This window comes from Prevotella communis (assembly GCF_022024115.1).
GTDB classification, from domain to species: Bacteria; Bacteroidota; Bacteroidia; order Bacteroidales; family Bacteroidaceae; genus Prevotella; species Prevotella communis.
Window position 1 is genome coordinate 2,947,423 of record NZ_CP091792.1, and the last position, 21,693, is coordinate 2,969,115.

Here is a 21,693-nt window from a genome sequence, read left to right on the forward strand (position 1 = left end):
GACATCTTCCGACGCTCACCTCTTACCAGGTGTTCCTGCATTCATATTACCATTTCATCTATCTGGTCTAATACGCTATCTGGTTTTTCTGCCCATCCTATCACATTTTTAGGCTGATGTCCGAAATAGCTGATATAATCACAAATCAACTGGTAGTGTCTGCGAGCAAAGGCTGTACTGATATTGCCATTCCCATCAAAACAGATAGGCTCATGATGAGCAATACGGTTGCGAAACTCACGGATATGCGTCAAATCCAGATAGACATCGGCCTGATTTAAACCTTTAGCCTTGTTGGGAAATATCTTGAGTAGCGTCTTGCCACCTTTCTTATAGCGTTTCTTTGAGAAAAGTTTGGTCCAATATCCAAAAGTTAAGGCCGACACCATCTTATCATTGTTATAAACACCACGTTTCTTGTAGTCGTTGGCGGTTGACCTTATTTCGTCCTGCTCGTGAGCAAACACACCCCCAACTATCGCTTGATTGACAATCCAATCTGAATCAGAGTAATATGATTTATAATGTTCATTGACAGCATTACGTAACACCACTTCGAACACATTCAGTACGCCATAGAACCTTTGGCATAACCTGAGGTTATAACGATACAGCAGCATCGTTTTCTGTTTATTTCCATTACAGGCTCTTTCATATTTACCCATTCTGGGCAACGAATATAGCTTTTGACTCGTCTTGAAGTCCATTTTCTATTAATTATTCTAAATTTGCGCTCGTTTTTCTTGCGAGTTTCAAATATAATCTCTATCTTTGCAGCGTAATACCCCGTTGTCCCTGCTTTCGCATACTTCGGGGTTCGTGTTTTTTATAAACCTACCCCTAACATTTCCCTTGAAGCTTTTAGTCTTTCTTTTTTGGCCCCAATAGCTGTGCTTCAGCATCAACGGTTGTACTTTTCCTCCTGCAAAATTACACAAAAATACTTACACGTCCAAATATATCAATGGTGATTTAGCGATTCACATCGCACTTTTCAGAATATAGGATACTATTGTTCGTAAATGGACGAATAGAGGTGGTTTTGTGATAAAATTATGAGAGCGAGACTTATCTGTCCCAGGCGCTCTTCTGAGATAGTTGGAGAATTAAGGAAATATTGGACGTGGGAATAAATTTGTCGACCTCTTCCCTCTTACATCTTCCCTCTTCCCTCTTACATCTTCCCTCTTACATCTTCCCTCTTACATCTTCCCTCTTCCCTCTTCCCTCTTACATCTCCCGCCATCAGCCTTCAGACGCTTTAGCCATAGTCTAGCCTTGCTCTAGCCATACTCTAGCCATAGTCTAGCCATACTCTAGCCTGCTTCTAGCCTGCTCCATGGAGCAGCTTAGGAGCAGCCTAGGAGCAGCCTAGGAGCAGAGTGATTGCTGCCTAAGAGCAGGCTAGAAGCTGATTTAGGTTGTCAGTTTTCTATCTCACGACTAGAATCTGTTGACAGGTTAATATGCCATCGGCCTTCAGACATCAGACATATTCCATCGGAGCGAGACACTCACCCGTCCCCTTCTGTAGTGATATAAAACTCGCGCTGAAGGTCATCTTTAAGCGGAAGAACCTCAATAAAATGCGACCAAGACAATTTTCGCGCAGCCTGCGCGACAATCTGTTCATCAGCAAAAAAATTAGCAAACTGCATCATTCTTCTGATACTTCGTGTCTCAAATCCTTTCTTTCCATATTCTTCTTGTAATTGTGTCGCAACCTGCGACACAATTTGCTTTCCATACTCAGCGCGCTGACTATCATGCACTTCGCGATTGATGCGCTCGCCTATATGCCAATACATCATGGTCTGGGCATAGTTGGCAGTAGCAGTTACACGAACACGCGCCTGCTCAATGATTTGACGTAAATCCTGTATCAGAGATTGTCGTGACACTGTCGCGACAATATAAAGAGATAGCAGTTCCAGTACCCAGTCATCACAGGAGCGAGACACTCACCCGTCCCCTATGGACTCTAGACATCCTCTTCTGCGGCCTTCGGGATTTGCATTTGGATTGTTCTGGCCTTTTCTTCTGAAGCAGGATCCTTCATGTTTGGTCTAATCATCGAGGTGTATGCCTCGATGATATGACGCCAGTCGTTGAGTTTCATGCCTCCATACCTCTCGCCAAACTTATTGATGACCTCTTCCTGGATACTCAAGTCGCTCATCTCACAATCCACTTGAAGCAAATTAAATATCAGGTTGCGAACCTCTCTATCATCCTCTACATTCATAAGCACTTTACTTACCTCACCAGCCGTAAATGCATCTATCAAACTCATCTGCTGGGCAAGTTCAACAACATCTGTCGAGTCTTCTTCACTTTCAGCCTTCTCATACTTCTTGAAGTTCTCAGCCTGCTCAAAAATCTCTTTAAACACATCATCTTGGGGTACAGGAGGGTAACCGTGCTCTGCAAGAATCAGGATCAAATCCATCTGAAGCTCTGCCTTAATATCAGTACGGTTGGCCCAGTCTGTATACTTCGACTTATCGTCAATCATCTTCTTTACATCAGCAGAAAGTGCCAGCAGCTTGTCCTCTGGATACTCGAACCCAAACTTATGGGCAATCTCCTTCAGAATATCATAGAAAGCCTTCTCCTCGTACGAGATGCCTAAATCCTTGAATGATTTCTTCTCCTTATTCACCTCTTTCAGCAGTTCTGCCATCTGCTTGGCCACCTCGTCAAGTACCTCCCGCGCAAATATGGCATTATCGCTACGATCGTTGTATTTGTCTACCAGAGAGTTCAGACGCTTGGTAAAGTCAACGCCCTTCATCTTATTCACCTTTTTAAACTCGTTGATGACCGTTCTAAGCAGTTTCTCCATCAACTTCACCTTGGTGTTGGGCATATCCAGTTTTTCAAGTCTGGCCATATAGTCCTCACTCAGCAGGTCGATGTCTTTTGAATTGACATTCACTTGAGCCACCTCTTCTACTCCATCTGCCAGCAAGGCTTTCTCCAGCATCTGACTCACCTTGCGATTCATCTGAGTTACGTCAGGAGCATCACCCTTTGTCAATTTATAGATGATGGAGCGCACACCTGTAAAGAAGTGGATATTCTCTCTGTCCTCATCGGTAATCTCATCGTGATTGGAACAGATATTAAATGCCGACTTCAATTTCTTTACGTGCCCCATAAACAGATTCTGAGTTTTCTCAGTACTCTGGATAAACTCAGCAGCCCGCTTTAAGCACTCCAATTGCTCCAACGGGGTACCAGTAGTAAACTTTGAATAATCAAACTGAGCAAACAGACGTTTCAATATGTCAAGCTCGTCCTTGACCATCGTTAGCGACTTCTCGATAGTTTCAATATTCTCACCCAAATCTCCACCTCCTGCATATTGCTTCAGGGCATTGTTCATGTTGCTCTTGATGCCAAGGTAGTCAACTACCAAGCCTTTGTCCTTACCTTCGTAAACACGATTGACGCGCGATATGGTTTGGATGAGTGTGTGTTTCTGTAGCGGTTTATCGATATACATCGTGTCAAGGCACGGCGCATCGAATCCTGTAATCCACATATCCACCACAATTGCTATCTTAAAGTCAGAGTCTGGATCTTTAAACTTCAAATCCAGCTTCTTCCTGTCTTCATCAGTACCAAGCAATTCATAGAGTCGTGGCTCATCATCCTTCGAACGGGTCATCACCATCTTGATGCGTTCTTCTTCCCACTCTGGACGTAAAGCAACAATCTGCTTATAAAGGTCATAGGCTATCTGACGACTAGCGCAAACAAACATGGCCTTGCCACAAACGGTACTGCCTTCTTCTATTCGTTTTTCGTAATGCTCCACAAAATCCTTAGCCACCACAGCCAGTCGCTGAGGATCGCCCAGAATCATGTTCATCTGCGTAACGGCCTTCTTACTCTCCTCTATCTGATATTCGTTGGCACCTTCCTCCTCACACTTCTTGTAATAGTTCTCAATCTCCTGCAATTGCTTACCATCAGCAAACACCTTGGCAGCACGACCTTCATACACAATTCTACGCGTAATGCCATCAGCTACCGATTCTGTCATCGAGTAGCTATCCACCACATCGCCAAACACATCGATAGTGGCATCGATAGGCGTACCCGTAAAGCCAACATAAGTAGCATTAGGCAGCGAGTCGTGCAGATATTTGGCAAAACCATAACTGCGTTTAACGCCCTTTTCCGTAATCTTCACGTTCTGCTCCACGTTGGCCTGCGAACGATGAGCCTCATCAGATATACAGATGATATTCGCACGCTCTGACAGCAAGTCTGTATCCTCGCTGAATTTCTGTATCGTAGTCAGAAACACGCCGCCACTCTTTCTGCCTCTCAATAGTTCCCCAAGCTCCCTGCGAGTCTCAACATTGATGACGGTCTCATCGCCAATAAACTGCTTGGCATTCAGGAACTGCCCTGATAGTTGGTCGTCAAGGTCGGTACGGTCAGTAATCAGCACGATGGTTGGTGAGGCCAAATGCCTACTGCGCATCAGCATACGTGTCAGGAAAAGCATCGTCAAGCTCTTACCGCATCCTGTAGCACCAAAGTATGTTCCGCCTTTACCATCACCAAGAATATTGATATGCGAGTGCTCCAGAATATTCTCATAGAGCCTATGCGTAGCAAAGAACTGCGGATAGCGACATACTATCTTCAGCTCGTTTTTTGAATTATCTGGGAAGAACACAAAGTCCTTAATCACGCTCAATAGTCGCTCCTTGCGGAACAATCCCTGCATCATCGTATGCAGTGTATCGATACCATCGCCAGGCTTATCCGTTCGCTCTATTTTTCGCCAGGCATAGAAGAAGTCGTAATCAGCAAACAGGGCGCCATACTTATTATTCACGCCATCGCTAATCACTACAAAGGCGTTATATCTGAACAACTCAGGTATATCCCTGCGATAGCGCACAGTCAACTGCGTATAGGCATTCATGATGGTAGCATCTGTCTTGACGGCGCTCTTGAACTCCAGCACCACTACAGGCAGACCGTTTACATACACAATGCCATCAGGAATACGTTTCTGCGTACCCTTTATCTCCAACTGGTTTACCACCTTGAAGATATTTCTGTCTACGTTCTCAAAGTCAATTACCTCCACGAACAAGTCTGGCTTCGAGGCATCTTCACGCTTAATGGCAAAGCCCTCTGTCATCAGTCTGTAGGTCTGCGCGTTCTGCACATAGAATGGCGCACCGTTATCAGCAGTCAACTTAGCCAATACGCGCTCCACCTCCAGTGGTGTAACACCCTCCTTACTATATCTGTCCATCAGATACATCCGAAGATCGTCACGTAGCAGCACCTCAGACAATTCCTTATGGATTGTCTCGCCATTTACGTAGCTGTAGCCTTGTTGCTCAAACAGTTCCATGATGGCCATTTCCAGACTGTGTTCGTTAAAGTTTGACATAAGCTCTTTAGTTTTTAGTCTTAATTCGTCTCAAGTCCCTCAATAAATCTGTCAAAGTCAGATAGGAATGTCTTGTCTTGTAGCCTCCAGAATTTTTCGTATTCTCCCAAAGCCTTGGCTTCTGCTTCTTCATGGCTAATAGAGCCGGCATCTGGCAGTATGTCGGCATCTGACACTTTCAGATATTGCTCCAATACCTGCTTCCATTCTGCCATTGTTGTAATCAAATGTCGCCTTGCCCTTCTCTCTGCCAAATTCAGGAAGGCCGTCGTCAATAGATTCAACTCTTCCACCTCTTTCTCTGACAAGTAATTCTTGGCAATGGTCACGTCGCTCTTCACCACACGTCCGTCAGGGGCATTCTTCCATGTTGTCAATCCCATGTGCGGCTTCTCGGCATTGGCGCGATTGTAAACAATCTCTGCTGCTGTCTGATGACTGACAGCATAGTGCATCATGTTCTGAACGGTCTTATAGAACGTCTTTGTCACCTCGCTCTTGGGGTCATAGTCGCTACTGCACTCGGCATAGATATCCGTTATCTTCTGATAATAGCGACGCTCGGAGGTTCGAATCTCGCGGATGCGATCCAGCAAGTCCTCAAAGTAGTCGGCACCAAACGGATTCTTGCCTTTCAACCGCTCATCATCCAGCACATATCCCTTTTTGATGTATTCCTTCAATACCTCGCGAGCCCAGATGCGGAACTGTGTGGCCTCATAGCTGTTTACGCGATAGCCAACGGCGATGATGGCATCAAGATTATAGAGAATCGTGCCCGTATCATCGCAATTGTCCGAAGGAATCAAAATTTTTTTGATAGCTGTGGACATTTGCAACTCACCACTGTCATTAATCTGTATCAGATGGTAACTGATATCCTGAATGGTCACATTATACAATTCTGACATCCGTTTTTGCGACAGCCAGAACGTATCATTGTTGAACAGTACACTAACATTTACCTTACCCCTACTTGTGCGATAAATCAGGACGTTACCCTCAATACTAGCGGCCAGTGCCTTCGAGTCTATCTTCTGCATGAAGTATTCCTGGGCAACCTTGACAATGGGTTTCTTCTTGTCTGCATTCAGGGCGATGGCAACACAGGCTGTACGTGAGAGAAGAAATGAAGTCACCTGACGATAACCGCCATTGTTCAACTGGGCCATCTCCTCTATCTCCACCATGTGTTCTTTCAAGTCAAGTCCCTTCTCCTGTTGCAGGAACGTAGCCACCTTATCCATCAGCCGCTCGAAGTTCCAGTATTTCATGTAGCCCAGCAGACGAGCCAGTTTGCGCGAATTCCACCACTCACGCCCTTCAGCATCCACCTCCTTGATACTATCAAAGGGTGACTGAATCTCTTCAGGATTAAACAATTCGTAATTTATATCTTTGTCTTCTGCCATGTTTTTATTGTTCATTACTTTCCATATTTAGCCGCTATCTCCTTATATATGATAGCTTTTTCCAAGAACCAATTATAGGACTTGGCCCATAATTCTCGTTTCTTAGGGTTGATATCAGTTGATATACAGATTCGGCAAGCTTTCTTTGCTTCTCGCCAATCCACTTCACTATTAAGCATGGTTGCAATTTCATCCTTATGACTCTTGAACTGTGCAAACAAATCCTTGTCGTCATCAATATAAATGTCAGCGCCAATGCATTGCTTCTGAGTATTAATGGTGAGACATATATGATAAGCAGAGCTTCCAATGCTCAAATCATACCAATGCTGAGGGGATGCTTTACGTGCACGGAAATGATGTTTAAACACATCATTATTACTCATAGCATCATTAAAGCCTGTCCAGAATTCGAGTTTCAGCAAATCAGTATCAGAAAGGCCTTCTATTGTCTTCATTGTCTTAGACCAATCGTTTGGTTTCTCTACAATATTAAAGCGTGGTGCTTTCATAGAATCACCTATCTGCCAAAGTTCAATCTCCAACAGGAAGAAACCAATATTGCTATCCGTATGCTGATTTAGCCATTCGATAGCCTGTCTATGTTCGTCTCGAGCTCGTTTTACTATCCAAACAATCACTTCTGCTCCTTTTCCTGAAGCATAGGTTATCAGTTTTCCAAGGTGATCATGATTGGTATCCTCAAGCTGGTTCTCTATGATTACACGACGATTAGTGCCTGATTCCTTTGCATAGATATCTACATTAAAACTACCAACAGAAGATTCCCTCTCTTCTAATTCCAAGTCGATATCAATAGCATCACTAAGCAGCGCAAGATTCTCCTCTTGTGCTAACCACTTTGTGAAATCATTAGCCTCATGAGGCCATACAGACCTCAAATCGGTAATACGAATCATCTTGCCTAATTTATCCATAGTTTTATCTCTTTAGTTCGTACTTATAGTCTTCTTTTATTTCTTTTAACAGAGACCTTGTAGTTCTTTCAAGATTTCTATAATAGTCGAGAGGAGAATAACTCTCTTTATATTCGATTGATGAATCGCACAAAGCCCTTTCCTGTCTATATTCTTTCCACTTGTCAATGTAACTAAAATCATTATAATGAAAACGACCTTTATCTTGCTTTAATTTAAGAGTTTCTATTAAATCGTCGAGTTCTTTATCTGCTTTTTCGTATTCCTCTTGAGCGATTTCAATCTCTTTAATACTATCTATCTGGTCAGAGTATAAAGTATTTCTGATAATATCATCCGAATTATCAATGAACTCAATCGCGTGGGAGATTAACTTTCTTGCACTATCTATATCGATATTCTTTTTCAAAGGAACTTCATGACAGTAAATGTGCCTAAGCCTGAAGATTTCATTTATTGACTCCAATACTATATTTCCATTTTCTTTCTTCCTAAATTCTGACAAGAAGTTAATACCAAGTAGTTTTGATAGTGCATTATCAATGTCAGCCAATTTACTACAGGGTATTAAGAGAGATAAATAATCACTTAATGAAATTGTGTTCTCTTCAAAAGCCCCTATTACATCAAAATTGAACTTGGTGTCTTTAAATAAATCTATATTTTTAAGGTTCTTCTTTACTTTCGGATTTACAAGAATTTCCTGATACTCATCTCTGAATAATTGCTCAAAACAAGCTACAATTTTAACAGGTACATACTCTAACAGTTGGGGATTATCCATTTTATAGCATAATTCCCGCAAATCATAGAGCTCTATTTGAGCCTGGAAATTTGTTTTTCCTCGCTCTAATGATTCTGTTAATTCTGACAATTGTAGCACCTTTTTCATATTACCATTTTATACTGAATAGTTTTTGTTATCTAATCTTCTTTGCATTATCCAATCTCCTGTAGCAATACGAAATGATACCTAATATCTCCAAAGCATCTTGTTCTGTTATCTCCCAATCAATCTTTGGCTCATGTGCAGTCGGATTCCTAAACATACTACATAAGCCTTTTAGCAAATTGCAGAATCCTGTATGCTCATTCTTTTCTGATGATGATTGATAGTTGTTGATTGTCAATATTGGATTAGAACTAAATACTTGCTCAATAAGAGTATTTCCATCAGCCTGTATCCCTGACAAATCACGTATCTTTTGGAATAAGCCTTTATTTGCTTCTAATACTGCATGAAAGTAATTGTTCTGTAGTAACTCTGCTTTACAATACTTGAAAACTTCGCTATGTGCATTTCTATTCTCTAATTCTTGTTTAAGATTATCAACTTTTATCTGGACATCAGAGATTGTTGAAGCAGGTTCTATCTCTCTAAACTTCCCATTTTCTTTTAACTCATATCCGACAAAAGCCAATTGTTGATTAACAAGAGTTCTTAGTCTTTCAAACTCTTCAGGTTTATCAACATATCGTGATGGCGCTAGAGCATACCCAATAAAATTGAGAATATGATTCGAGCATTTAATCTCATTTTGATTCTTTGCTAAAGAATTGAACAAATTCTTTCGTTTTGCAAGCATCACACCTTCCTGAGTTGTATCCTCAATTCTGGCTTGTAATAATAGACGATGTATTTCACTACCAGTCAAACCTTTGTCTGTGTCCCCCAGAATGTCGCTAATCATTTCCAAGACATTAGCAGGAAAACATTTTCTTAATACTGTAGCCATATATTCATTTTCTTATTGCCCCATCTTCGCCAAAAGCAAAGACTGTAATTCGGTTAATTTCTCGTTTTCTTGTTCTGCTATTGATTGGTAATGATGTATAACTATCATTTCCTTTTCAAATTCAGCTAGTAAATCTATTGGTGGTATAAAAGATTTCATCATATGAACATCGTTTCGGTTCAAAGTTGGCACAGCAGCAAAACCTGATACAGTTTTACCTAATTCCAATTCTTTTAGTTTGTAGTAAACAAAGAATGGTGGTGTATTCTTAAAGTCTTTAACCCACAATGTTGTATTGAGAGGCCAGCATTTGTTGTCGACATAAAATACCTCCCCTATTGTTCCACTACGGCCTGTAACAACACATGGTGGTTCAACTTTATACTCGTTATGATATTCAGCAATACCTGTAGACGCATAGATAGGATAAATTCCTTCTGCCCTTTCTTGGCTTGGTAAATCAAAACCACGTTGTAATTCGAATAAATCCCCAATTATCCCCATTCTCCAGCCTTCTGGTAGTTTTTCTTTGTCGATGCCATCAACGAACATTTTGCGGTAGAGAGCTTGGGCTGTGGCTTCAAGCTTTTCTATCATCTGTTCATTCAGACGAATGCGACAAGATAGCGTTTCGTATTCCTCCACGATTTCACGCTGACGGGCTATATCTGGCAAAGGAAGATACACATCACATAGTTCGTCCCAATCAAATATCTCACGAGCACTACCATGAGAATGGAAACGTGCATATCGGTCAAATTCTGGACGTTGGAACCACATCATCAAATATTCTGATGACATCTTATCCTTATCGACAACCTCAAAGACCGTATATGCCTGAGAAATGATGGCATCATCATCGCCCTTATATAATGCTATCGACACTTTGTCACCATTGCGTGAGGTTACAGGACCGTATGCGAATTGGCCAGGATTAACCACCTTATAGGTTGACATATCCGTTCCAATAGTATTGGCAATCGAGGGAATGAATTGCTTGGATATACTCACACCCTGCAGATTCGTAACCTTTAAATCCTTGTTACGAACATTTACTTCCCTGATATAGTCACCTAATCGCTTATATTCCATAGCCTAATTTTTCAAAGAGTGACTTCAGTTCTTTGTTGCTTGCCTCTTCCTGTTGCATGAGATCACGCATTTCAACTTGCAGCTGCTTCATCTTGGCGTCGAAGTCTATCTGCTCGTCACGATTTTTGAACTCTATGTATTTACTTGGAACCAGGCTCCAACCCTTCTGCTCTATCTCATCAATAGTAGCAGAATAGCAATATTCTGGCTCATTGTGATAGGTTTCCTCGTAGCCCTCGCGCTGCCAATTATGGAAGTTCTCAGCAATCTGCTGAATCTGTTCTGGTGAGAACTGAATGTATTTCTTCTCAAATGGCTCGCCCCATTGGCGTAGGTCGATGAACAACACTTCGTTCTCACGATTGCGATACTTCACAATCTTGCCATTCTGCTCGATAGTGCGAGTTTTCTTATTGTTGTTCAGAATCCATAGTGTTACGCTAATGTCTGTAGAATAGAACATATTGCGAGGTAGAATCACAATAGCCTCAACAATATGGTTCTGAATAAGCTGTTTGCGGATAGCCAACTCTGTGCCATCACCACTCAATGCGCCATTGGCCAACAGGAATCCAGCTGTACCATTAGCAGAAAGTTTGCTCACGATATTCAGAATCCAGCCATAGTTGGCGTTACTGGTGGGAGGTGTGTCATAGCCCATCCATCGCGGATCATCCACCAACTCATTATCAGCTCGCCACGCTTTCTGGTTGAATGGTGGGTTGGCCATAATAAAGTCGGCCTTCAGGTCTTTATGCTGGTCGTTATGAAAGGTATCAGCAGCCATTTCGCCAAGGTTACAAGCAATACCACGAATAGCCAGGTTCATCTTTGCCAGTTTATATGTGGTGTTGGTATACTCCTGACCATATACGCTGATATCACGTTTGTTACCGTGATGGGTCTCGATAAACTTCATGCTCTGAACAAACATACCGCCAGAACCACAACATGGGTCGTAAATCTTGCCACGATAAGGCTCAATCATCTCAGCTATCAGGTTGACGATGGTCTTTGGCGTATAGTATTCTCCTTTACCCTTACCTTCGGCAATAGCAAACTTGCCTAAGAAGTACTCATACACACGTCCCATCAGGTCGTGCTCAGGGTCTTTCAGCGTATCTATCTTATTGATTTCGTCGAGCAAAGCAGCCAGTTTGGTACGATCGAGCGACAGACCAGCATAGTAGTTGCTGGGCAAGGCACCCTTTAACGATGGGTTGCTATCCTCAACCTTTGCTAAGGCCTTATCAATCTTAATGGCGATATCATTCTGTTTGGCATTCTCTATCAGGAAATCCCAACGACTTTCGGGGTCCAGATAGAACACGTTTTTAGCATTATAGAATACGGGGTTATCAGCAAACTGCTCCTTACCTTCAGCCACCAGCTCATTCCTACGCTCCGTAAAACGGTCGTAAGCATACTTTAGGAAGATAAGGCTCAGCACCACGTGCTTATACTCCGATGGCTCCACAGAGCCTCGCAGTTTATTCGCTGATTCCCACAGCGTTTCTTCTATCGATTTCTCTTTTATCTGTTTCTTTGCCATAATTCTATATTTGTTCAGCCTTCAGCCTGAAAGCTTCTGGATCTGTTGTCATTTGATATATTTTGATATTTGGATTCAGTTTCCTTGCAGTCTTGATAATCTTGGTTTTATTTCGAGGAAAGATATTCACGCCCAGATAGACAGACTCAAAACAATCGGCTGTTAATTGGGGATAATGCCTTATTTCTCTGCCATCAACTAATTTTTCGTTTTTCAATTCGTTTGGTATATCTCTTCCTGCACGAACCCATAGCGGATTTTTTGTTATCAATCTCACCTCCTGCTCATGCTCCCATGCCTTGGCCTTTGTAGTCCATAAATTCTTCCATGAAGGCAAGGATTTAAAATAATTGGGCTTTTGGAGTATATCCTTATACTTAACTACTTCAAGAGAAGGAGGCATCATTCCAAAGAATCCGTAATGACAGGACTTTAAAACTGCTTCTACATTCAAACCTATACAGATACCCTTGTGACAGTTATAATAGGCCCACATCAGCAAGGAGTCATATACTTTAGACAAACAGCAAATCCATGTATTGTTTCTCAGGTTCACCATATCAATTTCTCCTTTAAAAGAGAGAAATTTTGCTATCGGCCAATCGTTTTTATTTTCAGGAATATATGAGTAATCAAACAAAGCTGGATGGCAGTCAAACGGATCGTTAAATTTGGATGCATTAGTAAACTGTAGATTGTGATGCTCCAGCATCGCCAATCCACCGTTCACATCTAAATATTTATATAACGTCTCCATTAATAAGATTACCAAACTAAACAACCTTTGTTTTAAGCATAATTGCCTACAAAGATAGTAAAAAAAATGCAATCTGTTTCCATTTTGAAGAAAAAAAATGGCTTAGTAGGGGAAAATGACAAGAAAGAAGCCATGGATACAAAAAGAAAGCAATCCTTTCAGTTTTTGCAGAAAATTCACCCATATATAGCTGAAATCATGAAATGACTCGAGTGATTTCATGACTTGAGCTAGCTAATTCGATGATTTCACTCGAGTGGCGTTTTTGGGGGTATTATGAATACATGAAACATTAAACATGAAACATTAAACATGAAATTACGACTCGATTGGGGGGTTACAAAGAGAAACGTCGTTTCTCGATGAGCAACACGTCGTTTCTCGGACAGAGATACGACGAAGTGAAACGAGGGGGCAGTTTTTGACTTCCGTCAAAAAAGTGAACAAAAAAACGGGTCAGAAAATGGCCCGTTATCTGAATTCATTGCCTATCCGAGATACTCATCATCCCGTACCAGCACCTTCACAATCTTGCCGACGTACATTGTATGGAAGTTACTTATTCTCCCTAGCTTTCCTTGCAAACTCAAACAGCGACAGGGGCAGATGACAGTAGCCATCGGGATTCTTGTCGAGATAGTCCTGATGATACTCCTCGGCCGTGTAGAAGTTCTGCAGGGGAAGTTTTTCCACCACCAGCGGTTGCTCGTAGTTTTTCTGTTCCTCGGCAAAGACCTTCTCTATGACAGGCAGGTCTGCTGGGTCGGTATAATAGACGCCCGTGCGATAGCGTGTGCCCTCGTCGTGTCCCTGCTTGTTGAGACTGGTAGGATCGATGGCCTTGAAAAACATCTGCAACAGGAATTCCAGGCTGACCACATCGGGATTAAAGCGCACCAGAACTGTCTCTGCAAAGCCTGTAGTATCTGTATAAACTTCCTTGTACGAGGGATTCTCGGTATGTCCGTTGGCAAATCCCACCTCCGTGAGGACCACACCTTCAATCTGTTTGAAAAAATGTTCTGTACCCCAGAAGCAGCCACCAGCAAAGTAGATATCCTTTGTGGTCTGCGCGCCGTCTGAGGCCGTTCCGTTTAATAACTGTTCGTCTAGTTTCATAATTATAATAATAATAGTTCAAGTATGTTGTTGTGAACATGCAGACAGATTAAATTTTCCTGCATTTTAATGCAAAGGTACGGTTTTTCCGTGTAAAGTTACGCTAAATATGGGAAAATTGCTACCTTTGCACCCAATAATTAACAACATTTTGGCAATACAGATAACATACAGACGTACCAGCCGCTTGTCTATGCGCATCGTGAAGAATGGCGATGTGCACGTGTCGGCACCCATCGGACTATCACGAGACAGGGTGATAGCCTTTATCGAGGAGCACCGCGAATGGATTGACGAGGCCAGGCAGAAGACCGCTGAGCGCCAACAGCGGCGCAACGCCTTCTACGACAAACTGCCCCTGTCCACCCGCGCTGAGGCAGACGAGGCTTTGCGACGGTTGAAAGCGCTAATAGAACCGATGGTAGAGCGCCATGCAAAGGAGATGGGTGTAAGGCCGAGCAGGGTGTTTTTTAAACCTACCATCTCGCGCTGGGGACTGTGCAACGTGCGCGACCGCAGCATCTGTATTTCGGCCTACGTACTGCTATTGCCCGAATGGTGTGCCGAACATGTTGTGGTGCACGAGATGTGCCACCTCTTGGAACCAAGTCATAATGCTCGTTTCCATGCCCTCATGGACAAGTATTTCCCTCGCTGGCGCGAGGCCAGACGAGAGACGCGCAGGGTGGCGTCGCTGTCGAAATAATCATAAGGCGAGCCTCAACCCACATAACAAACAACAAAAAGAAATGTCTCAAGCATCCACTTCAGGGAGCCTGAGGCATTTCTAAATACCACTATATATGCGCAGGGTTACAACTTAGTGATGATACCCTGCTGCGTACTCTTCATAAACTCGATGATATGACGAATCTCTGCACTGTCGGGCACCTGCTCCTCAATCTGTTTTACAGCATCGAAGAGTGAAGTCTGACCGTGGAACACCAGACGATAGGCATTAGCAATATGCTTCAGCACCTTCTCGTCGATGCCGTTCATGCGACCCATGGTATAGTTCACACCACCATACTCGCTGCGCTTGGTGCAGATGATAAAGGGAGGCACATCCTTGGAGAAGGTAGTACCGGCCTGAATCATTGCGCCGCGGCCCACGCGTGTCTTGGCATTCTCGATGACCGACGACGAGAAGATGACGCCATCCTGAATCTCGCAGTCGCCGGCAATCTTGGTACCATAGCCTAAGACACAGCGGTTACCCACCTTGGTGTCGTGCGAGATATGGGCACCCTCCATCAGCACGTTATCATTGCCTATAACGGTCTGGCCGCCAGTATGGGTGGCGCGGTTGATGACTACATTCTCGCGGATAATGTTGTTGTCGCCAATGATGCACTCGGACTTCTCGCCACGGAACTCAAAATCCTGAGGCAGAGCACCTATCACGGAACCCTGGTGCACCTTATTATTCTTACCCATGCGCGTGCCACTGAGGATGCTGACGAAGGGGAAGATGACGCAGTTGTCACCAATCTCTACATCGTCCTCGATATACACGAAGGGGAATATCTTACAGTTGTCGCCAATCTTCGCCTTGGGCGATATCTCGGCTCTTGGACTAATTTCACTTGCCATAATTCTTAACGCTTAATTCCTAACTGGTCATTATTTGGAGCCACCGCCCAGGGCCTGATACAGGTTCACTACAGCCTGCATCTTATTGAAGTCGTCAGTGACCTTAGAGATGCGGGCATTCAGCAAGCCGTTCTGTGCCTGGATAACCTCCAGATAGCTGGAGCCCTTAGAGGTGTAGAGCAGTTTGGTATCCTCCACATTCTGCTCGTAGATCTTCACCTGCTTCTCGTCGAGCTTGCTCTTCTCGTCGCAAGTGTTATAGGCCAGAAGGGCGTTGCTCACCTCGTTGCCAGCCTTGAGGATTGTGTTCTGGAAGGTGTTGAGCGCCTGCTCCTGCTGTGCCTTTGCCACCTTCAGGCCAGCCACAATCTGTCCGTGCTGGAAGATGGGCTGCGTCAGTGAGCCGATTGCAGAGAGAATCCACTTGCCGGGGTTGACAACGGCAGTACCAAGGCTATTGGTAAACATGGCCGTACCCGTGACATTCAGACTGGGATAGAAGCGTGAGCGAGCCGTCTCCGTGTCGTAGAAGCACTGAGCCAGCGACATCTCGGCAGCGTGGACATCAGGGCGATTAGAGAGCAACTGGATGCCTACACCCGCAGAGAATGAAGTGGGCAGGCTCTGGTTGTAGAACTTGCCGCGGGCAATCTGGTGACCAGCCTCGTTGAGCAGCAGCGACATCGAGTTTTCCATCTCACGAATCTGGCGCTTGAGGTCGGCCTTCTTTGCCTGCACGCTATAGTAGTTGGCCTCGGCCGTCTGCACACTGGTAGAGCGGGCACGGCCCAACTGCATCTGCAACTGCATCATGTCCCAGGTGTCCTTGGTGAGTCCCTCCATATCGGTGACAATAGCCAACTGTTCGTCGAGCATCATCAGCGTGTAGTAGAGGTTGGCCACACCACAGATAATCTGTGTCTGCACAGCCACCTGATAATCCTTTGTTGCCAGCAATTTCATCTGTGCCGAGCGCTTCTGCGAGAGCAGGTTGCCAAAGAGGTCAATGTTCCACGTAGCGCTGACAGGCAACTGATAGGTCTTGCTGACAGAGGCGCCGTCCATCTGTACCTGACTGATGGTGCCCTGGGGCGCAAAAGCCACAGAGGGCAGGAAAGCCAGTTTGGCACAGGTCAGTGCCGTCTCCATCATCTTCACGTTGAGGGCAGCATTGCGCAGGTCAACATTATTCTCAAGAGCGGTCTCGATGAGTCCCTGCAGCTGAGGGTCAGTAAACACCTCGCGCCAGGGCAGATTGCCAAAGTTCTCGTCGGTATTCACAGCCAGGGTGTCGCCATCGCTCTGCAGGTCGCGAATCAGTCCCTTGGTATTCAAATCCTCAGGACGCTCGTATTTGTTGTAGAGTCCGCAGCTGGTCAACATCAAGCTGAGCAACAGACCCACCCCCAGGCTCCTCCCTATATGGAGGGGAGTGGACGCCTTTTTCTTTAATATCTTATTCATCTTTATCTTCATTATATTATTCTACCCATTCCCCTCCCTCGCAGGGAGGGGTCAGGGGAGAGTCTTTTATTTTTCCAATTTATAATCTACAGGACGCTTGGCATACTGCTGCAACTCGGTGGTCACATCAGGATTCTCCTCGTCACCTTCGAACTTCATCGGTCTGAACTTCTCCTGCAGACTCTGGAAGAGCACAAACAAGGCAGGCACCACAAAAATCTGACACAGCGTACCGATGAGCATACCGCCCACGGCAGCTGCACCCAGCGTCTGGTTACCATTCTTGCCTACGCCCGATGCAAACATCATTGGCAGCAAACCGATAATCATGGCCAGTGACGTCATCAGGATAGGACGCAGACGAGCGGCGGCACCCAGCACGGCAGACCACGAGACTGCCATACCCGTCTGACGACGCTCAAGGGCGAACTGCACAATCAGGATGGCGTTCTTAGCCAACAGACCAATCAGCATGATGAGTGAAATCTGCATGTAGATATCGTTGGAGTGACCAAAGAGTGCCGTAAAGCCGAAACAGCCAGCCAGACCAAACGGTACGGAGAGCACCACGGCCAGAGGCAGGATATAGGATTCGTACTGTGCCGACAGAATCAGATAGATAAAGAGGAAGCAGAGCACGAAGATAATCCACGTAGAGTTAGATGCCTTGGCCTCCTCACGGGTCAAACCAGAATAGTCGTAGGTATAACCTGTGGGCAGTGTTGTGGCAGCAACTTCCTGACAAGCCTTGATGGCCTCACCAGAAGAGAAACCGTCGTTCACCGTTGCCGTTACGTTGATAGAGGTAAACAGGTTGAAGCGGTTGATGTTTGAAGGTCCGTAGACACGCTCCAGACGACAGAACTCTTTCACGGGCGACATGCCTGATGGGGTGCGCACATAGATGCTGTTAAGCGACTCTTCTGTCTGACGCGTCTCGGGCGAACCCTGAATCATCACACGGAACAACTTACCATAGGCGTTGAAGTTGGAGGCGTAGAGTCCGCCATAGTAGCCCTGCAGGGTGCTCAGGATGGCAGAAGGCGACACACCCACCTGCTTACACTTAGCCACATCAACATGAACCATGTACTGCGGGTAAGAGGGGTTGTATGATGTCTGGGCCATCTGAATCTCAGGACGCTTATTCAGCTCTGCGATATAGTTCTTCACAATATCATAGAACTTGTTCAAATCGCCACCTGTGCGGTCCTGCATCACCAACGACACACCACTGCTCAACGAGTAACCAGGAATCATTGGGGGCGAGAAAGCCAGGATAGAGGCATCCTTGATATGTGCCGTCTTGATGAATATCTGGGCTACAACCATCTGGGCATCCAGCGGGTTCACAAAGAAACGATAGATACCATCGCCCTGCCAGAGTCCAGAGATTTTCCACCACAGTCCGCGCTGACGCTCAGAGAAGGGCTTCAACTTAATAATAAAGGTAGCCTGGTCTGAACCAGAACCTGCGATAAAGTTGTATCCCTGAATCTGCTCACGGGCCTGAATAGCAGGATCGGCAGCCAGAATACTATCTACCTCATTGATAATCTGACGGGTACGAGCCACGGAGGTGGCAGGGGGCATAGAGATGGTACAGAACACGGTTCCGGTATCCTCGTCGGGCACCAGACCGCTCTTGGTGGTCAACATAGAACCTACAAGGGCCACGATACCCACCAGCGCTACCATCAGGATAAGCACAGGCTTGCGCACGGTCTTCTCAATGCTCTTCTTATACTTACCCAGAATCTTATCGTAAGCGGTATTGAAGGCCAGGTGGAAACGGTCAATACGACTCAGTTTCTTCTCACCGTCCTTGTCGTGGGGTTTCAGGAAGATAGCACACAGGGCAGGCGACAGCGTCAGGGCATTCAGGGCAGAGATAAAGATTGACACGGCCATCGTCACACCAAACTCGCGATAGAAGGTGCCGCTGGTGCCACCGATAAACGATACCGGAACGAACACTGAGGCCATCACCAGCGTGATGGAGATGATAGCGCCCGAAATCTCGTTCATGGCATCAACAGAGGCTGTCAACGCACTCTTATAGCCCTGGTCCAACTTGGCATGCACAGCCTCAACCACCACGATGGCATCGTCCACCACAATAGCGATAGCCAGCAGCAGAGCCGACAGCGTGAGCAGGTTGATAGAGAAGCCCATCACATTGAGGAAGAAGAATGTACCTATCAGCGACACAGGTACTGCAATCAGAGGTATCAGCGTAGAACGCCAGTCCTGCAGGAACACGTAGATAACGATGAACACCAGAATCAACGTGAAGAACAGGGTGAAGATAACCTCTTCGATAGAGGCATACAGGAACTCCGTCACGTCGTAGTTGATCTTATAGGTCATGCCCGGGGGGAACAGTTTAGCCTGCTCTTCGAGCTCGGCCTTCACCTGCTTGGCAATCTCGTTGGCGTTAGAACCGGCAATCTGCTGTACCATACCCAGCACTGAGGGCAGGTTGTTGTTTCTCATGGACACAGAATACATCTGGCCACCCAACTCGATACGTGCCACATCCTTCAGCTTCAGGGTCTGACCGTTGGCATCACTGGAGATGATGATATTGCCAAACTCTTCTGCCGACTTCAGACGACCTGTATAGCGCAGTGAATACTCGTAGGCTACATCCGACTGCTCACCAAAGGAACCAGGAGCGGCCTCGATATTCTGTTCGGCCAGTACATTACTGATATCAGAAGGCATCAGGTTATACTGCTTCATCACGTCGGGCTTCAGCCAGATACGCATGGCGTATGACTTCATACCAGGGCTCTGCACATCACCCACACCCTGAATACGCTTGATAGCAGGGATGATATTGATGTTGTTGTAGTTGGTCAGGAACTCATCATCATAGCGTCCGTCCTCAGAGGTCAGCGTGAACATCAGCACCTGAGAGGTCTGACGCTTCATCACGGTAACACCCACACGGGTTACCTCGGCAGGCAACAGAGCCTGAGCCTGCTGCACACGGTTCTGTACGTTCACAGCACACATATCGGCGTTCATGCCCTGACGGAACAGAATGCTAATCTGTGCCGAACCTGCACCAGCTGTTGACTGGATATAGTCCATACCCTCTACACCATTGATGCTCTCTTCCAGAGGGGTGATAACCGAGTTTTTCACCGTCTCGGCATCGGCACCGGGATACTGAGTGTGCACCACAACGGTAGGCGGTGCAATATCCGGATACTGCTCAATAGGCAGCGAGAAAAGTCCGATAACACCCAGGATAACGATGAGGATAGAAATCACCGTCGAAAGTACTGGGCGCTTGATAAAATTAGTAAATGTCATACTTTCTATTATTTTTTAATAGCGTTAACAATATCACTGGCCGACATAGCCTTGGCCTGCTCGTCTATCTTCTGCTGATAGCGCTCGGGCGTGATGGGAACAATCTCCATCTGGTCGGTCAACTTAGTGATACCATTGGTCACGTACTTATCGCCAGCTTTCAATCCGCTGGTCACAATATAGTTCATACCATCGTTCTGTGGGTCAACAGTAATCTCGGTGTAAGCCACCTTATTATTCTCCTTCAGCACATACACAAACTTCTTGTTCTGCACTTCCATCACCACACGCTGGGGAATAACGATGGCTGAATCGGCCACGCTGGGAATGACAATAGAACCTGAGCCTCCGCTCTTCAGCAGCTTCTCGGGATTGGGGAACTGAGCCTTCAACTGTACAGAACCTGTAGAACGGTCAATGACACCGCTGATAGAGGTCACATGACCGTCATAAGCATACATCGTACCGTCGGCCAACTGCAGTTTCAAAGGAGGGAATTTCTCTACGGCGCCCTTCAGGCCACCTTCACCCTGAGACATTGTCAGCATGTCTTTCTCGGTCATAGAGAAATAGACATCCATAGTGCTGATATCTGATACGTGGGTCAGTACATTTGAAGCACTCACCAGCGCACCTTTCTTCAATGGCAGCGTACCAACGACACCAGCTGCAGGACTCTTCACATAGCAGAAGCTCAGAGCCTCTTTAGCGGAAGACAGGGCTGCCTGGGCCTGGGCCAACTGAGCCTGAGCACTGAGGAAAGTATTCTCGGCAGTCTGCAACTCATAGTCGCCTACCACCTTGCTGGCATGCAGTTTCTTGGTATTATCAAAAGTCAGTTTGGCTGTATTCACCGCACTCTGGGCAGTGTTTACGGCAGCCTGAGCCTGACGAACCTGCGCCTGATAGGTCTCGTTGTCAATCACGAAAAGCACCTGACCAGCGCTCACCGTCTGACCTTCTGTCACGTTAATCTGAGTAAGGAATCCTGAAACTTTAGGACGGATTTCCACGTCCTGAACACCATTAATCGTTGCTGGATAGGTGGACTGTAGCGAGGCATTCTGTGTGGCTACAACATCCACAGGGTACTCATTGTCGCCAAACGTTGGACGGCCACCGCCTCCACCACACGACATCAGCACGGTTGCAACAACTGCAACCAGCATCATTTTGTTCTTCTTCATAATAGTTCTTAATACTTAAATTTATATATAAATTCTGTTCCGATATTGAAAACTCATTGAAAAAATGAAGTTTCCGAATTGCAAAGGTATA

General features: G+C 45.4%; 16 protein-coding genes. 1 reads left to right on the forward strand and 15 read right to left on the reverse strand.

The window, feature by feature from the left end:
- Positions 1–41: 41 nt before the first annotated feature.
- The 11 genes from L6468_RS12260 to msrA all read right to left on the reverse strand — a co-directional run bounded on the left by L6468_RS12260 (position 42) and on the right by msrA (position 14,034).
- Positions 42–620, reverse strand: coding sequence for an Abi family protein (locus tag L6468_RS12260; protein WP_237793448.1), 579 nt, complete (start codon positions 618–620; stop codon positions 42–44).
- 894 nt (positions 621–1,514) lie between these two features.
- Positions 1,515–1,901, reverse strand: coding sequence for a DUF1016 N-terminal domain-containing protein (locus L6468_RS12265; RefSeq protein ID WP_237793449.1), 387 nt, complete (start codon positions 1,899–1,901; stop codon positions 1,515–1,517).
- A gap of 80 nt (positions 1,902–1,981) precedes the next feature.
- Positions 1,982–5,428 carry a type I restriction endonuclease subunit R gene (locus L6468_RS12270; RefSeq protein ID WP_237793450.1) on the reverse strand — a complete coding sequence of 1,149 codons (3,447 nt, stop codon included), beginning with the start codon at positions 5,426–5,428 and terminating at the stop codon, positions 1,982–1,984.
- Positions 5,429–5,448: 20 nt separating this feature from the next.
- Positions 5,449–6,840, reverse strand: coding sequence for a RhuM family protein (gene rhuM, locus L6468_RS12275; protein WP_237793451.1), 1,392 nt, complete (start codon positions 6,838–6,840; stop codon positions 5,449–5,451).
- Positions 6,841–6,854: 14 nt separating this feature from the next.
- A complete protein-coding gene (locus L6468_RS12280) occupies positions 6,855–7,778 on the reverse strand; it encodes a DUF4268 domain-containing protein (protein ID WP_237793452.1) in 924 nt (307 codons plus the stop codon).
- Positions 7,779–7,782: 4 nt separating this feature from the next.
- Positions 7,783–8,652: a hypothetical protein gene (locus tag L6468_RS12285; RefSeq protein ID WP_237793453.1), complete on the reverse strand. Its 870-nt coding sequence runs from the start codon at positions 8,650–8,652 to the stop codon at positions 7,783–7,785.
- Positions 8,653–8,698: 46 nt separating this feature from the next.
- Positions 8,699–9,514 carry a TIGR02391 family protein gene (locus L6468_RS12290; RefSeq protein ID WP_237793454.1) on the reverse strand — a complete coding sequence of 272 codons (816 nt, stop codon included), beginning with the start codon at positions 9,512–9,514 and terminating at the stop codon, positions 8,699–8,701.
- A 12-nt stretch (positions 9,515–9,526) separates the two neighbouring features.
- A complete protein-coding gene (locus L6468_RS12295; protein ID WP_237793455.1) occupies positions 9,527–10,606 on the reverse strand; it encodes a restriction endonuclease subunit S in 1,080 nt (359 codons plus the stop codon).
- Positions 10,596–12,158, reverse strand: a complete 1,563-nt coding sequence (locus tag L6468_RS12300; RefSeq protein WP_237793456.1) for a type I restriction-modification system subunit M — start codon at positions 12,156–12,158, stop codon at positions 10,596–10,598. The genes L6468_RS12295 and L6468_RS12300 overlap by 11 nt, the downstream gene beginning before the upstream one ends.
- A gap of 4 nt (positions 12,159–12,162) precedes the next feature.
- A complete protein-coding gene (locus L6468_RS12305) occupies positions 12,163–12,915 on the reverse strand; it encodes a DUF2971 domain-containing protein (protein ID WP_237793457.1) in 753 nt (250 codons plus the stop codon).
- Between the two features lie 555 nt (positions 12,916–13,470).
- The gene (gene msrA, locus L6468_RS12310; RefSeq protein ID WP_237793458.1) at positions 13,471–14,034 is read right to left on the reverse strand and encodes a peptide-methionine (S)-S-oxide reductase MsrA; all 564 of its coding nucleotides are present in this window, start codon (positions 14,032–14,034) and stop codon (positions 13,471–13,473) included.
- A 151-nt stretch (positions 14,035–14,185) separates the two neighbouring features.
- Between msrA and L6468_RS12315 the strand changes: the two genes are divergently transcribed.
- Positions 14,186–14,740 carry a M48 family metallopeptidase gene (locus L6468_RS12315; protein ID WP_237793459.1) on the forward strand — a complete coding sequence of 185 codons (555 nt, stop codon included), beginning with the start codon at positions 14,186–14,188 and terminating at the stop codon, positions 14,738–14,740.
- A 107-nt stretch (positions 14,741–14,847) separates the two neighbouring features.
- Here the strand turns inward: L6468_RS12315 and lpxA are convergent, their stop codons facing one another.
- From lpxA to L6468_RS12335, 4 genes are all read right to left on the reverse strand, one after another.
- Positions 14,848–15,627, reverse strand: coding sequence for an acyl-ACP--UDP-N-acetylglucosamine O-acyltransferase (lpxA, locus tag L6468_RS12320; protein WP_237793460.1), 780 nt, complete (start codon positions 15,625–15,627; stop codon positions 14,848–14,850).
- A 30-nt stretch (positions 15,628–15,657) separates the two neighbouring features.
- Positions 15,658–17,010: a TolC family protein gene (locus L6468_RS12325; RefSeq protein ID WP_431356702.1), complete on the reverse strand. Its 1,353-nt coding sequence runs from the start codon at positions 17,008–17,010 to the stop codon at positions 15,658–15,660.
- 147 nt (positions 17,011–17,157) lie between these two features.
- Entirely contained in the window at positions 17,158–20,415 is a 3,258-nt protein-coding gene (locus L6468_RS12330) for an efflux RND transporter permease subunit (protein WP_237793462.1), read from the reverse strand.
- Between the two features lie 8 nt (positions 20,416–20,423).
- Positions 20,424–21,602 carry an efflux RND transporter periplasmic adaptor subunit gene (locus L6468_RS12335; RefSeq protein WP_237793463.1) on the reverse strand — a complete coding sequence of 393 codons (1,179 nt, stop codon included), beginning with the start codon at positions 21,600–21,602 and terminating at the stop codon, positions 20,424–20,426.
- Positions 21,603–21,693: the final 91 nt, after the last annotated feature.

Excerpts from the sequence above, each read along its gene's own strand:
- L6468_RS12260 (WP_237793448.1), bottom strand. The coding sequence starts at position 620 with ATGCTGCTGTATCGTTATAACCTCAGGTTATGCCAAAGGTTCTATGGC.
- L6468_RS12270 (WP_237793450.1), bottom strand. The coding sequence starts at position 5,428 with ATGTCAAACTTTAACGAACACAGTCTGGAAATGGCCATCATGGAACTG.
- rhuM (WP_237793451.1), bottom strand. The coding sequence starts at position 6,840 with ATGGCAGAAGACAAAGATATAAATTACGAATTGTTTAATCCTGAAGAG.
- L6468_RS12280 (WP_237793452.1), bottom strand. The coding sequence starts at position 7,778 with ATGGATAAATTAGGCAAGATGATTCGTATTACCGATTTGAGGTCTGTA.
- L6468_RS12290 (WP_237793454.1), bottom strand. The coding sequence starts at position 9,514 with ATGGCTACAGTATTAAGAAAATGTTTTCCTGCTAATGTCTTGGAAATG.
- L6468_RS12295 (WP_237793455.1), bottom strand. The coding sequence starts at position 10,606 with ATGGAATATAAGCGATTAGGTGACTATATCAGGGAAGTAAATGTTCGT.
- L6468_RS12300 (WP_237793456.1), bottom strand. The coding sequence starts at position 12,158 with ATGGCAAAGAAACAGATAAAAGAGAAATCGATAGAAGAAACGCTGTGG.
- L6468_RS12305 (WP_237793457.1), bottom strand. The coding sequence starts at position 12,915 with ATGGAGACGTTATATAAATATTTAGATGTGAACGGTGGATTGGCGATG.
- msrA (WP_237793458.1), bottom strand. The coding sequence starts at position 14,034 with ATGAAACTAGACGAACAGTTATTAAACGGAACGGCCTCAGACGGCGCG.
- lpxA (WP_237793460.1), bottom strand. The coding sequence starts at position 15,627 with ATGGCAAGTGAAATTAGTCCAAGAGCCGAGATATCGCCCAAGGCGAAG.
- L6468_RS12325 (WP_431356702.1), bottom strand. The coding sequence starts at position 17,010 with ATGTTGACCAGCTGCGGACTCTACAACAAATACGAGCGTCCTGAGGAT.
- L6468_RS12330 (WP_237793462.1), bottom strand. The coding sequence starts at position 20,415 with ATGACATTTACTAATTTTATCAAGCGCCCAGTACTTTCGACGGTGATT.
- L6468_RS12335 (WP_237793463.1), bottom strand. The coding sequence starts at position 21,602 with ATGAAGAAGAACAAAATGATGCTGGTTGCAGTTGTTGCAACCGTGCTG.